The 12469-nt window shown below is 66.6% G+C and carries 11 protein-coding genes; 5 read left to right on the top strand and 6 right to left on the bottom strand.

Features of this window, described 5'->3' with window-relative positions:
• Window position 1: 1 nt before the first annotated feature.
• The 6 genes from RBT54_RS11240 to RBT54_RS11215 all read right to left on the bottom strand — a co-directional run bounded on the left by RBT54_RS11240 (window position 2) and on the right by RBT54_RS11215 (window position 7272).
• A complete protein-coding gene (locus RBT54_RS11240; RefSeq protein ID WP_320367150.1) occupies window positions 2-1126 on the bottom strand; it encodes an NAD(P) transhydrogenase subunit alpha in 1125 nt (374 codons plus the stop codon).
• Between the two features lie 193 nt (window positions 1127-1319).
• Window positions 1320-2078, bottom strand: coding sequence for a PP2C family protein-serine/threonine phosphatase (locus RBT54_RS11235; RefSeq protein WP_320367149.1), 759 nt, complete (start codon window positions 2076-2078; stop codon window positions 1320-1322).
• Between the two features lie 134 nt (window positions 2079-2212).
• On the bottom strand, window positions 2213-3457 hold the full coding sequence (gene glcF, locus RBT54_RS11230; protein WP_320367148.1) for a glycolate oxidase subunit GlcF: 1245 nt from the start codon (window positions 3455-3457) through the stop codon (window positions 2213-2215).
• A 2-nt stretch (window positions 3458-3459) separates the two neighbouring features.
• Window positions 3460-4533: a glycolate oxidase subunit GlcE gene (gene glcE, locus RBT54_RS11225; protein WP_320367147.1), complete on the bottom strand. Its 1074-nt coding sequence runs from the start codon at window positions 4531-4533 to the stop codon at window positions 3460-3462.
• Window positions 4534-4683: 150 nt separating this feature from the next.
• On the bottom strand, window positions 4684-6201 hold the full coding sequence (locus RBT54_RS11220; protein WP_320367146.1) for an FAD-linked oxidase C-terminal domain-containing protein: 1518 nt from the start codon (window positions 6199-6201) through the stop codon (window positions 4684-4686).
• A gap of 189 nt (window positions 6202-6390) precedes the next feature.
• Window positions 6391-7272: a LysR substrate-binding domain-containing protein gene (locus tag RBT54_RS11215; RefSeq protein ID WP_320367145.1), complete on the bottom strand. Its 882-nt coding sequence runs from the start codon at window positions 7270-7272 to the stop codon at window positions 6391-6393.
• 181 nt (window positions 7273-7453) lie between these two features.
• Here RBT54_RS11215 and RBT54_RS11210 point away from each other — a divergent pair, with 181 nt between their 5' ends.
• The 5 genes from RBT54_RS11210 (at window position 7454) to cgtA (ending at window position 12427) form a co-directional block, all read left to right on the top strand.
• Window positions 7454-9151 (top strand): SulP family inorganic anion transporter, encoded by a 1698-nt coding sequence (locus RBT54_RS11210; protein ID WP_320367144.1) that lies wholly within the window; start codon window positions 7454-7456, stop codon window positions 9149-9151.
• Window positions 9152-9365: 214 nt separating this feature from the next.
• Window positions 9366-10364: a PEP-CTERM sorting domain-containing protein gene (locus RBT54_RS11205; RefSeq protein WP_320367143.1), complete on the top strand. Its 999-nt coding sequence runs from the start codon at window positions 9366-9368 to the stop codon at window positions 10362-10364.
• 173 nt (window positions 10365-10537) lie between these two features.
• Complete coding sequence (gene rplU, locus RBT54_RS11200; protein ID WP_320367142.1) at window positions 10538-10849, top strand: 50S ribosomal protein L21; 312 nt, start codon at window positions 10538-10540, stop codon at window positions 10847-10849.
• A 21-nt stretch (window positions 10850-10870) separates the two neighbouring features.
• Window positions 10871-11134 (top strand): 50S ribosomal protein L27, encoded by a 264-nt coding sequence (gene rpmA / locus RBT54_RS11195; protein ID WP_320367141.1) that lies wholly within the window; start codon window positions 10871-10873, stop codon window positions 11132-11134.
• A gap of 78 nt (window positions 11135-11212) precedes the next feature.
• Entirely contained in the window at window positions 11213-12427 is a 1215-nt protein-coding gene (cgtA, locus tag RBT54_RS11190) for an Obg family GTPase CgtA (protein ID WP_320367140.1), read from the top strand.
• Window positions 12428-12469 lie beyond the last annotated feature (42 nt).

The raw sequence follows: 12469 nt of genomic DNA, 5'->3' as shown, positions 1-12469 counted from the left end.
CTTACAGGCCGAGCACTTGCTTGACCCCGGCGTGGCGAACTTCGCCCGCATGGGTCAGACAGGAGCCGGACATGACCTCGTCTTCCCAGTCGAGCGCGAGCGCGCCGTCCTTGATGAAGGGCGAGATGAAGTTGAACAGGTTCTTGGCGATCATCTCGGACGCATGCACCGGCATGCGGCTGGCGATGTTGGTGGGCCCGATCACGAGCACGTCGTTGATCCACACTTTCTCGCCGGCGACCGTGCCTTCGACGTTACCGCCGGTCTCGGCCGCCATGTCGACAACCACCGCCCCCGGCTTCATGCGCGCGATCATGTCGGCGGTGATGATCTTCGGCGCCTTCTTGCCGGGGATCGCCGCCGTGGTGATCAGCGCATCGCACTGGGCCACGGCCTTGGCCAGGCGCTCGGCCTGCTTGGCCTTTTCTTCTTCGGTGAGCTCGCGCGCATAGCCGCCGGTACCGGCCGCCGACACACCGGTGTCGACGAACTTGGCACCGAGCGACTCGATCTGCTCGCGGGTCTCGGGGCGCACGTCGTAGGCCTCGACCATGGCGCCGATACGGCGCGCAGTAGCGATCACCTGCAGGCCGGCGACGCCGGCACCGATCACCAGCACCCTGGACGGGCGGATCGAGCCGGCAGCGTAGGTGAGCATCGGGAAGAACTTGGGCGAATGGTCCGCTGCGATCAGCGCGCACTCGTAGCCCGCGACCGCACCCTGGCTGGACAGGATGTCCATGCTCTGCGCACGCGAGATGCGCGGCAGCAGCTCGAGCGCGAAGGCGGTGATCTGGCCGTCGACGAGCTGCTGCGCACGCTCGACGCTCGACCATGGCTGCAGCATGCCGCACAGCACGCTGCCCGGCTTCATGGCTGCGATCGTGCTCGCCTGAGGCGCCTGCACGCAGAACACCACATCGGCCGCCGCGACGACCTCATCTGCAGTGTCGACGAAGCTCACGTCGGCAAAGTCGGCGTCACGGAAGTGCGCGGCCTTGCCTGCCTCCTTCTGCATCACCACCTGGGCACCGAGGCCCTGATATTTCTTGACCACATCCGGCACAACGGACAAACGCCGTTCGCCGGGATGAGTCTCCAACAGCACCCCGATGACCAGAGGCATGGACGGACTCCTTCCTGAAGACTGAAATTACGGAATTTGAAGTGCGCGTCGGCAGCACCATGAATGGTTTTCTCTCTCCCAGCCCCGCGCTTGAAGCGCTCAGAGCCGACACAGCACCGATATTACCGTCATTCGGAATCAGCGCAACCCGATGACACCCGATGACACCGGCGGCTCGGGAAATCCGGCCAGGTCAGGCGGCGGACTGGGCCGGAGCCAGCTTGATCACGGCAAGCGAGATGTTGTCACCGCCGCCGCCGGCACGTTGCCGGACCTGGGCAATCAGGCGCTCCGCTGCAGCGCGTGGTGCGTGTTCCTGGAGCGTGGAAGCGAGCTCGAAGTCGGTGAAGTAGGCCCACAGGCCGTCCGAGCACAGCAGGAAGCAGTCCCCTGCCACGGGCGATTCCTCGCGACCGTATTCAATGCGCGGTTCGCGATCGCTACCCAGGCAGGACAGCAACACGTTGCGCTGCGGGTGATTGAGCGCCCCGTTCTCGTCGAGCCGGCCCTTGCGCTGAAGCTCGCCGACCAGCGAATGGTCACCCGTGCGCGACACGGTGGTCGTACCGCGGAAGTGGTAGAGGCGCGAGTCGCCGCAATGCGCCCAGTACGCCTTGCCCTGCTGCAGGATGAAGACCACCGCCGTGCTGTGGGGATCCTGCTCACTGGTGAAGCGGGTGAGCTTGATCACCGTGTGCGCCTCGTCGATGACACTGCGCAACAGCTCCTCCGGGGTTTCGTGCAGCGGCGCGTAGGCGTCGAAGTTCTGCCGTGTGCGGATCAGCACCTGCTCGGCGGCCATCGCACCGCCACTATGACCACCCATGCCGTCGGCAAGCACCGCCATCATCATGCCCGACCGCTTCGGATGACCGAACAGCGCGACACGATCCTGTTGTTCCTTGCGGTCACCGATATGCATGGCGACACAGGTTTCGGCGGTAAATGACATCTGCTGCGCGCGCGCCCGGTGAACTTGAAAAGTCGGACGATGATAGCAACCGACGCCCAAGCCCGGCGCCTCACCGTCCGGGGACGCGCCACCAACGCGCGCCGGACGTGACTTTTCTCACGCTTGGCGGGTCCTCATGCCACCTGGCCGTGGAGACGAGCGTCGATCAGTTCGATCCAGTGCCGCACGGGTGTGCCGGTACCCGCTTGCAGATGCGTGATGCAGCCGATGTTTGCCGACGCGATCATCCCTGCGCCGCCCTCGAGCAGACAGTCGAGCTTGTTCGTGCGCAGGCGCTCGGAGAGTTCCGGCTGCAGGATCGAGTAGGTGCCGGCCGAACCGCAGCACAGATGCGAATCCCGCACCGGCGTGAGCTCGAACCCGGCCGCAGCGAGCAAACCCTCCACCGTGCCGCGGATGCGCTGTCCATGCTGCAGGGTGCATGGCGCATGCCAGGCGAGCGGCTGAAGCGGCAACTTGCGTGCCGCCAGCAACGCCCCCAGTCCATCGAACTCGTCCGCGACCACTTCACCGATGTCGCGCGTCAGCGCCGCCACCCGCTTTGCCTTGTCGGCATAAACCGGATCGTGCTGCAGCAGATGGCCGTAGTCCTTGATCTGCACGCCACAGCCCGACGCGGTCATCACGATCGCCTCGACACTGCCGGCATCGATCGCAGGCCACCAGGCGTCGATGTTGCGCCGGGCATCGCCCCGGGCGCCGTCCTGGTCGTTGAGGTGGAAGCGCACTGCACCACAGCACCCAGCCTCCCCGAGCTCGACCATCGAGATTCCGAGCGCATCGAGCACACGTGCCGCTGCAGTGTTGATCGACGGCGCCATCGACGGCTGCGCGCAACCGGCCAGCGCGATCACCCGGCGCGCGTGGCGCGGCGCGGGCCACCGCCCTGCGGCCCGCGCCTCGGGCACCTTGGCCTGCAAGGTCTTCGGCAGCAAGCCGCGCACCGACTGACCCGCCTTCATCGCGAGGCCGAACAGTTTCGGCCGCGGCACGAACTCGCGCAGCACACGGCGCGTCAGCGCATCGCTGCCTTGTCGCGGCACGCGCGCATCGACCACATGGCGACCGATGTCGAGCAGGCGGCTGTAATGCACGCCCGACGGGCAGGTCGTCTCGCAGGCACGGCAGGTGAGGCAGCGGTCGAGATGCAGGCGGGTCTTCTCGGTCGGCTCGGCCCCTTCGAGCACCTGCTTGATCAGGTAGATACGACCGCGCGGACCGTCGAGCTCGTCGCCGAGCAACTGGTAGGTCGGGCAGGTGGCGGTGCAGAAGCCGCAATGCACGCACTTGCGCAGGATCTCTTCGGCCTCGCGGCCTTCGGGCGTGTCACGGATGAAATCGGCGAGCTGGGTCTGCATGCTCAGAACTCCGGGTAGAGGCGGCCGGGATTGAAGATGCCCGCCGGATCGAAAGACTGCTTGAGGCGGCGGTGGATCGTTGCCAGCGCCGCGGACAGCGGCTGGAATACCTCACCGCTGCGATCGCCATTGCGGAAGGCGGTGGCGTGACCGCCGAGTTCCGCCGCACGTGCGCGAACCCGCGCCCCATCGCCCGTATTCGCCAGCCAGCGCAGGGCCCCGCCCCACTCCACCACCTGGCGACCGGGCAGACCCAGCGCCGGCGCGGTGCTCGGCAGCGATACGCGCCACAGGACCTCCTCGGCACCGAGCGCGAACGGCGCCGCGGTCTGCTCGCGCGCACCAGCCCACAGCGCGTTGGCCGCCGCGGCATCGAGCGCTTCGCCGCCCAGCTTCGCAGCCGCCGCGCGCACTGCGGCCTCGGCCCCGGACAGGCGAAGATGCAGCGTATCCCCGTGCCACAGGCTCGCCGACACCGGCAGCGGCTGAGCACCCCATGCGTTCAGCGTGCGAAGCATGTCGGCCTCGTCGAACTGGAAGCGCAGCGTCGCCTCGGCCACCGGGCGCGGCAGGACCTTGAGCGAGACCTCGAGCACGATGCCGAGCGTACCCAGGCTGCCGGCGACCAGGCGGGAGACGTCATAGCCGGCGACGTTCTTCATGACCTGGCCGCCGAACTTCAGCACCTCGCCACGGCCGTCGAGCAGCCTGACGCCGAGCATGAAGTCGCGCACCGCGCCCATGCTCGAGCGCCGCGGCCCCGCGAGCCCGGCTGCAACACAGCCCGCCACGGTCGCCTCGGCGCCAAAATGCGGCGGCTCGAAGGCCAGGTACTGGCCCTTCTCGGCCAGCACCGCCTCGAGTTCGCCCAGCGGCGTTCCGCCGCGCACCGTCACCACCAGCTCGGTTGGCTCATGGGCCACCACGCCGCTGTTGGGGCGCAAGTCGAACACCTCGCCCGCCGGTGCGCGACCATAAAAATCCTTGGTCCCGCCGCCGCGCAGGCACAGCGGCGTTTTTGCCGCGGCCGCCGCGCGCACACGCTCGGCCCAGTCCTTCTCGATCGTTGTCGTCATCTGTCTCGTCCTGCTCTCGTTCCGGAGGCAGCCGGGGCACTCAGGCTGCGGATGTCATCCTGTGGGAGCGGGCTTGCCCGCGAATGAATGCGCGGGTCGGCCCCTTGTCCGCGAGCAAGCCCGCTCCCACGGCAAGTTCAGGTAATCGGTTCAGAACCGCGGAATGTCCGGATACGGCACGTGACCCTTGCTCACCTTCATGCGGCCATATTCCGCGCAACGGTTCAGCGTCGGGATCGCCTTGCCCGGATTCAGCAGCCCGGGGGGGTCGAACGCCGCCTTGACGCGGAAGAACTGGCGCACCTCCGCGGTCGTGAACTGCGCGCACATCTGGTTGATCTTCTCCAAGCCCACGCCATGCTCACCGGTGATCGTTCCTCCGAGCGCCACCGACAGCTCGAGGATCTCGGCGCCGAACTCTTCGGCGCGCTCGAGCTCGTCGGGCTGGTTGGCATCGAACAGGATCAGCGGGTGCAGGTTTCCGTCGCCGGCGTGGAAGACGTTCATGCAGCGCAGGCCGTACCTGCCTTCCATCTCCTGGATCGCGGTCAGCATCTCGCCCAGGCGTTTGCGCGGAATCGTGCCGTCCATGCAGTAGTAGTCGGGCGAGAGCCGCCCCGCCGCCGGAAAGGCGGCCTTGCGCCCGGCCCAGAAGCGCAGCCGCTCGGCCTCGTCGCGCGACACGCGGATCTCGGTGGCACCGCTGTCCTGCAGCACCTCACGCACGCGAGCGATCTCCTCGGCCACTTCCTCGGGCGTGCCGTCGGACTCGCACAACAGGATCGCCTTGGCGTCGAGCGGATAGCCCGCATGCACGAACTCCTCAACCGCCGCGGTGGCGGGCTGGTCCATCATCTCCAGGCCGGCGGGGATGATGCCGGCGGCGATGATCTTCGCCACCGCGTCGCCCGCGCGCACCACGTCGTCGAAGGCGGCGAGCACGCACTGCGCGAGCTGCGGCTTGGGCACCAGCTTGACGGTGACCTCGGTGAGCACCACCAGCATGCCCTCGGAGCCGGTCACCAGCGCGAGCAGGTCGTAGCCGGGCGCATCGAGCGCACCCGAGCCGATCTCGACGATCTCACCCTCGATCGTCACCCCGCGCACGCGCAGCAGGTTGTGCACCGTCAGCCCGTACTTGAGGCAATGGACGCCACCGGCGTTCTCGGCGACGTTGCCGCCGATCGAGCACGCGATCTGCGAGGAAGGGTCAGGCGCGTAATAGAGGCCGTGGGGCGCCGCCGCCTCGGAGATCGCCAGGTTACGCACGCCAGGCTGCACCACCGCCGTGCGTGCCAGCGGATCGAGCTCAAGGATACGGTTGAAGCGCGCCAGCGACAGCAGCACGCCACGGGTGTGCGGCAAGGCGCCGCCCGACAGGCCGGTGCCCGCGCCGCGCGCCACCACCGGCACGCCCAGCTCGAAGCAGATGCGCAGCACCGCCACCACCTGCTCCTCGGTCGTCGGCAACGCCACAATCAGCGGAAGCGCGCGGTACGCCGCCAGGCCGTCGCACTCGTAGGGGCGCAGGTCCTCGGTCTCGTACATCAGCGTACCCGCGGGCAGGACGCGGCTGAGCGCCTCGACCACGCGCACCTTGTCCACATCGGAAAAATCGCGCTCGGTTTCACCAAACGCCAGCACTTCGACTTCGGCTTCTGTGTTCATCGTTGCAGGTCCTCGCCATGGGCCCCCGACAGGCGTTCTTGCCCGCCGCGTAGCAGAAGTATAGGGGGGACCACCACTGGCCGGTTTGACGCATTTTTGTGGGAGGCTTGAAGAAACTTCACAGCGCGCCCCTTGCGCAACGGCCTGGCGTCACACAGACGCCGGGGCCCGCCACCCAGGGCGCAGCATTCAGGGCAGCACGCCCTGCAGCCAGTCGATAAAGGCTGCGCATTCCCAGCGCTCGAGGGCACCCGGCGCCCAGCACATGTAGTGCGCGTAGGGCGACACCATCGGGCGATCCGACAGCGCCAACAGACGACCGCTGTCGAACCACGCGGCGCCCAGCTTGTGCCGCACCAGGGCCACGCCGAAACCGCTCGCGGCCGCGTCGTACGCCAGCCCCAGATCGTTGAACTGCGCACCGCTCGTCGGCTCGGGAAGCGCAAGCCCGCAATGCGCATGCCAGCCCGCCCACGGCTCGAGCGGGCTGCGCACCAGGCGCATGGCGGTGCATTCCGCCTCGCGCTCGAATCCATCGAAGGGGCCGAACTCATCGAGGAAAGCGGGGCTGCAGGCCGGCGTCACCAGGTCACGCAGGATCAGCCGGTGCTCGAGGTCGGTGTAGCCACCCGGACCGTAGCGGATCTCCAGGTCCGCCTCCTCGGCGGTCACGTCACGCAGCGGGATCGACACCTGCAACGTCAGCTCGATGTCGGGAAAGCTGCGACGAAACAGCTCCAGCTTGGGCATCACGAACTGGCGACAGAACGAGGGCGTCACCGCCACGCGCAGCCCCCGCACGCCGCCCGCGGCACGCTCGCCCGGCATATTCTGCAGGGCGGCGAGCGCGGTGCACACATGCTGCAGATAGACCGCGCCATCGCTGGTGAGAGTGAAATCGCCGCGGCTGAACAGCCGGACGCCAAGGTGCGATTCGAGCTGGCGGAGGCGATGACTGATCGCGCTCACGGTCACGCAGAGTTCTACCGCAGCGCGACTGGCGCTGCGCAGGCGCGCAACCGCCTCGAAGGTGAGCAGGCACTGAATCGGGGGAATGCGGCTGGTCGCCATCTGGGCGCGACTCCGGGCAGGCGAAAGGGCGATCGCATTATGCTCGCCAATGAGCGGCCCCTCCATGGAGGCATGCGCATTTTGTCATTACCATGGAAGCTCCTTCGCAAAACGGACGCGCACCCCGCGGACGTCCTCGCAAACCTCGCCCGCGTAAAGGCAATCACCGCCGCCACCGCCAATGTCGCCACTCCAGCGCGCCCTCTCCTTCCTCCCCTTCCTGTCCTGGCCTGCGCAATGGCGCGCCACCGGCGTGCGTAACGACGTGGTCGCCGGCATCACGGTGGCGCTGGTGATGATCCCGCAGGCCCTGGCCTACGCCAAGCTCGCCGGCCTGCCGCCCCACGTCGGGCTTTACGCCGCGCTGGTGCCGGCGGTGGTGGCGGCGCTGTTCGGGTCCTGCGGCCAGTTGTCGACCGGCCCGGTGGCGCTGACCAGCCTGCTGGTGGCCGCCAGCATCGCGCCGCTCGGCGGCCTTGCGGGCGGCGATGTGGTGGGGCTCGCGCTGCTGCTGGCGCTGCTGTCGGGACTCATCCAGCTCGCGCTCGGCCTGCTGCGGCTGGGCTGGCTGCTCAACCTGCTGTCGGTCCCGGTGCTGATGGGCTTCGTCAACGCGGCAGCGCTGATCATCTGCCTGACCCAGATCCCGCCGCTGCTCGGCCTGGCCATGCCCTACTCGCAGCATCTGGTGGTGGACTTTGCCCAGGCGCTCGGCGGCATTACCGATCTTCACCTCGCCTCGGTCGGCTTCGGCCTCGGCAGCCTCACGGCGCTGGTGGTGCTCAAGCGCGTGTGGCCGCGACTGCCCGGCGTGCCGCTGGTGGTGGCCGGGGCGACCGCGCTGTCCGCATGGACCGGCTTTGCCGCGGGCGGCGGCGCCGTGGTGGGCGAGGTGCCGGGCGGGTTGCCGGAACTCAGCCTGCCGCCGCTGCGCCTCGAACTCATCGCCGCGCTGCTGCCGGCCGCCTTCGTGGTCGCCATGGTCAGCTTCATGGAGGCCGCCTCCAGCGCGAAGCTCATCTCCGGCCGCACCCGCCAGGCCTGGCGGCAGGACCAGGAACTCATCGGCCAGGGCCTGGGCAAGATCGCCGCCGCATTCACCAGCGGCATGCCCGTGAGCGCGTCGTTCTCGCGCTCGGCGCTCAACTACGTGAGCGATGCGCGCACCGGCCTGTCGTCCATCGTCACCGCCGCCTTCGTGCTGGTCGCGTTGCTCTATCTAACCCCGCTGCTGTGGCACCTGCCCAAGCCGGTGCTGGCGGCGATCATCCTGCAGGCGGTGGCGGGTCTCATCGACGTCAAGGTGCTGGTGCGCGCCTGGCGAGCGAGCCGGGACGACGGTGCTGGCGCCGCCGTCACCTTCCTCGCCACCCTCGGCTTTGCCCCCAACATCCAGAACGGCATCTTCACCGGACTCATCCTGTCGCTGGCACTGATGGTGTATCGCGGCATGCGCCCGCGCGTCGCACTGCTCGGCCTGCACGAAGACGGCACCTACCGCGACCGCGAACGCTTCGGGCTACCGCACCCACATCCGGAGCTGGTGATCCTGCGCTTCGATAGCCCGCTCAGCTTCGTCACCGCCGCCACCTTCGAGGACGCCATGCTCGGCGCCGCGCGCGCGCAAGACGGGGTAAAGATCGTGCTGGTGTCGGGCGCGGGCATCAATGAAATCGATGCCACTGGCCTGCATACCCTGGCCGGACTCATAGAGCGTTTCAATGCCCAGGGGCAGACGATTGCCTTCTGCGGGCTCAAGAAGCAGGTGATCGACGCGATGGAGCGCGACGGCGTGTGGGCGCGCGTGAACGCGCAGTCGAGCTACCGGACGGAACACCAGGCGCTCGATGCGTTACTGCCGACCCTCGCCAAGCGCTGACAGAACTGCCCAATCTGGTGCGTTCAGAGCGTCGGAATTTTTTACAGTCGCCACAGGCACGCTGTCAGCGAAAATTCACGGCCTGACCTAAGCCACTGTCTCAAAGGCAGGTTTAATGCGCACCTAGAATATGGCCCGATACTTGCTTATACCAACCCAAGCCATAAAAGTATTTTGAATTCGACACAGACGTCCCGCAAAAAAAGAGAACCTCATGAATAAGAAAACCAAGCATCTGATTCGCGCCACAGCCCTGGCCACCAGCCTTTTCGCAGCCGGTGGCGCGCACGCGCTGACGCTCCCCACGGTCACCAACTGCGGCTATGGCGGCGACCTGGCAAACCTGATGTGCTACACGACGGAGACGGGAGCGCAGGTATACATCGCCAGCGCGCACGATGACTTCATCTCCTACTCAGTCAACGCGATGCAGGAGCTGACCAACAGCTTTGGCTACTCCTCGCTCAGCGCATGGAGCACGCTGCCGTCGTTCGGCACGGGACAGATCGTCAAGCTGTTTGGCTTTAATGAAGGCAACAACGACCCGTTCCCCGACGCAACGGTGGGCACGGGCGACAACAATACGGGTGACGATGCCGACCAGACCCCCAGAAACGATGGCAACTACATGGGCGAATGGCCTTTTGAGGCAGTTGTTACCGTGGGCCAATTGCAGGCCTTCCTGGGTAGCAACCTGTTCACACCTGTATTCAGCTTCGACCTGAACAATCGCGCAAGCCTTTCCCTGAATGGCCAGTTGCAGGTCCTGCGTAACGGTGTAACCGAAGACACTTTCGCGTTCGACAACGTGTTCAACAGCGCCTACGACGAAGACTCGAAGGTGCTGGCGCAGGCCACCGTCCCGGTGACGTGGTACGACCCGCAAAACACCAGCGCAGGTTGCGGCCTTACCATCGAAGGCGTGGAGGGCTTTTGCTCGATGGAGGTCAAGAATAATGTTGGAAGCGGAAAGCCCGATTTCTTCGCCTACGCCCCCTCGTTCGATCTGCGGAATTACGAAGCTACCGACACGCTGTACTTCCAGTTGCGCATGTGGGGCCTGGACAGTGGCGGTGAAGAGCTGGCTTTCACCAACATCATCAGCACGCCGGTGACCCCGCCGGCCAGCCAAGTGCCGGAACCCGGTGTGCTCGCGCTGCTTGGCCTCGGCCTGCTGGGCCTCGGCGCAGTGCGCCGCAAGTCGCCGCGCTGATCGCAAGCGCGGCACCACACTCACGGGCGCCATCACGGCGCCCGTTTTCGTCTGCGCTGCCCACTGCCTCGAGATCGCGGCAACGCCCGCACGGGGATTGTTTTCATTGACTTTTCCCGAGCACGTACTTATAGTGCGCGATTCTTTGCAGACCCATCAACTGGAGTAACACCATGTACGCGGTGATAAAAACCGGTGGCAAGCAGTATCGCGTTGCCGCTGGCGAAAAGATCAAGGTAGAACAGATACCGGCCGACGTGGGTTCCGAAATCACCATCGACCAGGTTTTCATGGTCGGTGAAGGTGAGGCCGTTCAGATCGGCACGCCGGTGGTTGCGGGAGCTATCGTCACGGCGACCGTGGTTTCGCACGGCCGTCACGACAAGATCAAGATTTTCAAGATGCGCCGCCGCAAGCACTACCAGAAGCACCAGGGGCATCGTCAGAACTACACCGAGCTTCGTATCGAAGCGATCTCGGCCTAAGGCGTAGGGAGGTAATCCGATATGGCACACAAGAAAGCTGGCGGTAGTTCGCGTAACGGCCGCGACTCGGAATCGAAACGCCTCGGCGTCAAGCGCTACGGTGGCCAGTTCGTGCTCGCCGGCAACATCATCGTTCGCCAGCGCGGCACCGAATACCACCCGGGCGACAACGTCGGCATCGGCAAGGACCATACCCTGTTCGCACTCAAGAACGGCGTGGTTCAGTTTGCGGTCAAGGGCGCGTCGCGTCGTCGCACCGTGATCATCGTGCCGGAAGCGGCCTGATCGCGCGCTTCGTTCGCATTGCAGTGCAAAAGCCCTACCGCAAGGTCAGGGCTTTTTGTTTTTAAAGGTTGATCAGGCATGAAGTTTTTTGACGAGGCCCGCATCGAGGTCTACGCCGGCGACGGCGGCAACGGCGCGGCCACCTTCCGCCGCGAGAAGTTCATCCCCAAGGGCGGCCCCAGCGGCGGCGACGGCGGGCGAGGCGGCAGCGTGTATGCGGTCGCCGACCGCAACCTCAACACCCTGATCGACTACCGCTTCACCCGCAGCTTCCGCGCCGAGCGCGGCGAGAACGGCGGTAGCCGCGACTGCTACGGCAAGGGCGGTGATGACATCACGCTGCGCTTTCCGGTCGGCACGGTGATGAAGGACCTCGAGAGTGGCGAGCTCGTCGCCGACCTCGACGAGGACGGCAAGACCGTGCTCATCGCACGCGGTGGTCGCGGCGGGCTGGGCAACATCCACTTCAAGTCCAGCACCAACCGCGCGCCGCGCAAGAAGACCATGGGTCAGGAGGGCGAATTCCGCAACCTGCACCTCGAGCTCAAGGTGCTGGCCGACGTCGGACTGCTCGGCATGCCCAACGCCGGCAAGTCGACCTTCATCCGCAGCGTCTCCGCCGCCAAGCCCAAGGTTGCCGACTACCCCTTCACCACGCTCGCACCCAACCTCGGCGTGGTCCGCACCACCGAGGCGCGCAGCTTCGTGATCGCCGACATCCCCGGCCTGATCGAGGGCGCAGCGGAAGGCGCCGGCCTGGGCCACCAGTTCCTGCGCCACCTGCAGCGCACGCACGTGCTGCTGCACCTGGTCGACCTCGCCCCCTTCGACCCCGAAGCCGACCCGGTCGCGGACGCGAAGGCGATCGTCGAGGAACTGCGCAAGTACGACGAGGCGCTGTACAACAAGCCGCGCTGGCTGGCGTTGAACAAGCTCGACCTCATCCCCGAGGAAGAGCGCGCCGAGCGCGTTGCCGCCTTCCTCGAGGCCTACGGCCCGGTCGAGCGCCACTTCGAGATTTCTGCGCTCAAGGGTGAGGGCACCAAGGCGCTGGTCTTCGCGATCCAGGACTTCCTCGACGCCGAGCGCGACCGCATCGAAGCCGAGCGTCTGGAACGCCAGGCCGCCGAAGCCGCCCGCCTGGCCGAAATCGAAGCCATCCGCGCCGCCGCCGAAGCGGCCTTCGAGGAAGAGGCCTACGCCGAGGGCGACGAGGGCGAAGATGGCGAAGAACCCGACGCCGACCGCGACGACGAAGACACGCTGCCCGAAGACCGCCCGAGCAAAAGCTAGATCAGCCGCCGTAGGGGCGGGACGCTGTGTGAGCGGGCTTGC

Origin of the sequence: Thauera sp. (assembly GCF_034003485.1) — a bacterium.
Classification (GTDB): domain Bacteria; phylum Pseudomonadota; class Gammaproteobacteria; order Burkholderiales; family Rhodocyclaceae; genus Thauera.
The sequence above is the reverse complement of the archived record's forward strand: the minus strand, read 5'-3'. Positions and strand labels throughout refer to the sequence as shown.

Bases quoted from the DNA above. Each gene is read 5' to 3' on its own strand.
- RBT54_RS11240 (WP_320367150.1), bottom strand. From the start codon at position 1,126: ATGCCTCTGGTCATCGGGGTGCTGTTGGAGACTCATCCCGGCGAACGG.
- RBT54_RS11235 (WP_320367149.1), bottom strand. From the start codon at position 2,078: ATGTCATTTACCGCCGAAACCTGTGTCGCCATGCATATCGGTGACCGC.
- glcF (WP_320367148.1), bottom strand. From the start codon at position 3,457: ATGCAGACCCAGCTCGCCGATTTCATCCGTGACACGCCCGAAGGCCGC.
- glcE (WP_320367147.1), bottom strand. From the start codon at position 4,533: ATGACGACAACGATCGAGAAGGACTGGGCCGAGCGTGTGCGCGCGGCG.
- RBT54_RS11220 (WP_320367146.1), bottom strand. From the start codon at position 6,201: ATGAACACAGAAGCCGAAGTCGAAGTGCTGGCGTTTGGTGAAACCGAG.
- RBT54_RS11215 (WP_320367145.1), bottom strand. From the start codon at position 7,272: ATGGCGACCAGCCGCATTCCCCCGATTCAGTGCCTGCTCACCTTCGAG.
- RBT54_RS11210 (WP_320367144.1), top strand. From the start codon at position 7,454: ATGTCGCCACTCCAGCGCGCCCTCTCCTTCCTCCCCTTCCTGTCCTGG.
- RBT54_RS11205 (WP_320367143.1), top strand. From the start codon at position 9,366: ATGAATAAGAAAACCAAGCATCTGATTCGCGCCACAGCCCTGGCCACC.
- rplU (WP_320367142.1), top strand. From the start codon at position 10,538: ATGTACGCGGTGATAAAAACCGGTGGCAAGCAGTATCGCGTTGCCGCT.
- rpmA (WP_320367141.1), top strand. From the start codon at position 10,871: ATGGCACACAAGAAAGCTGGCGGTAGTTCGCGTAACGGCCGCGACTCG.
- cgtA (WP_320367140.1), top strand. From the start codon at position 11,213: ATGAAGTTTTTTGACGAGGCCCGCATCGAGGTCTACGCCGGCGACGGC.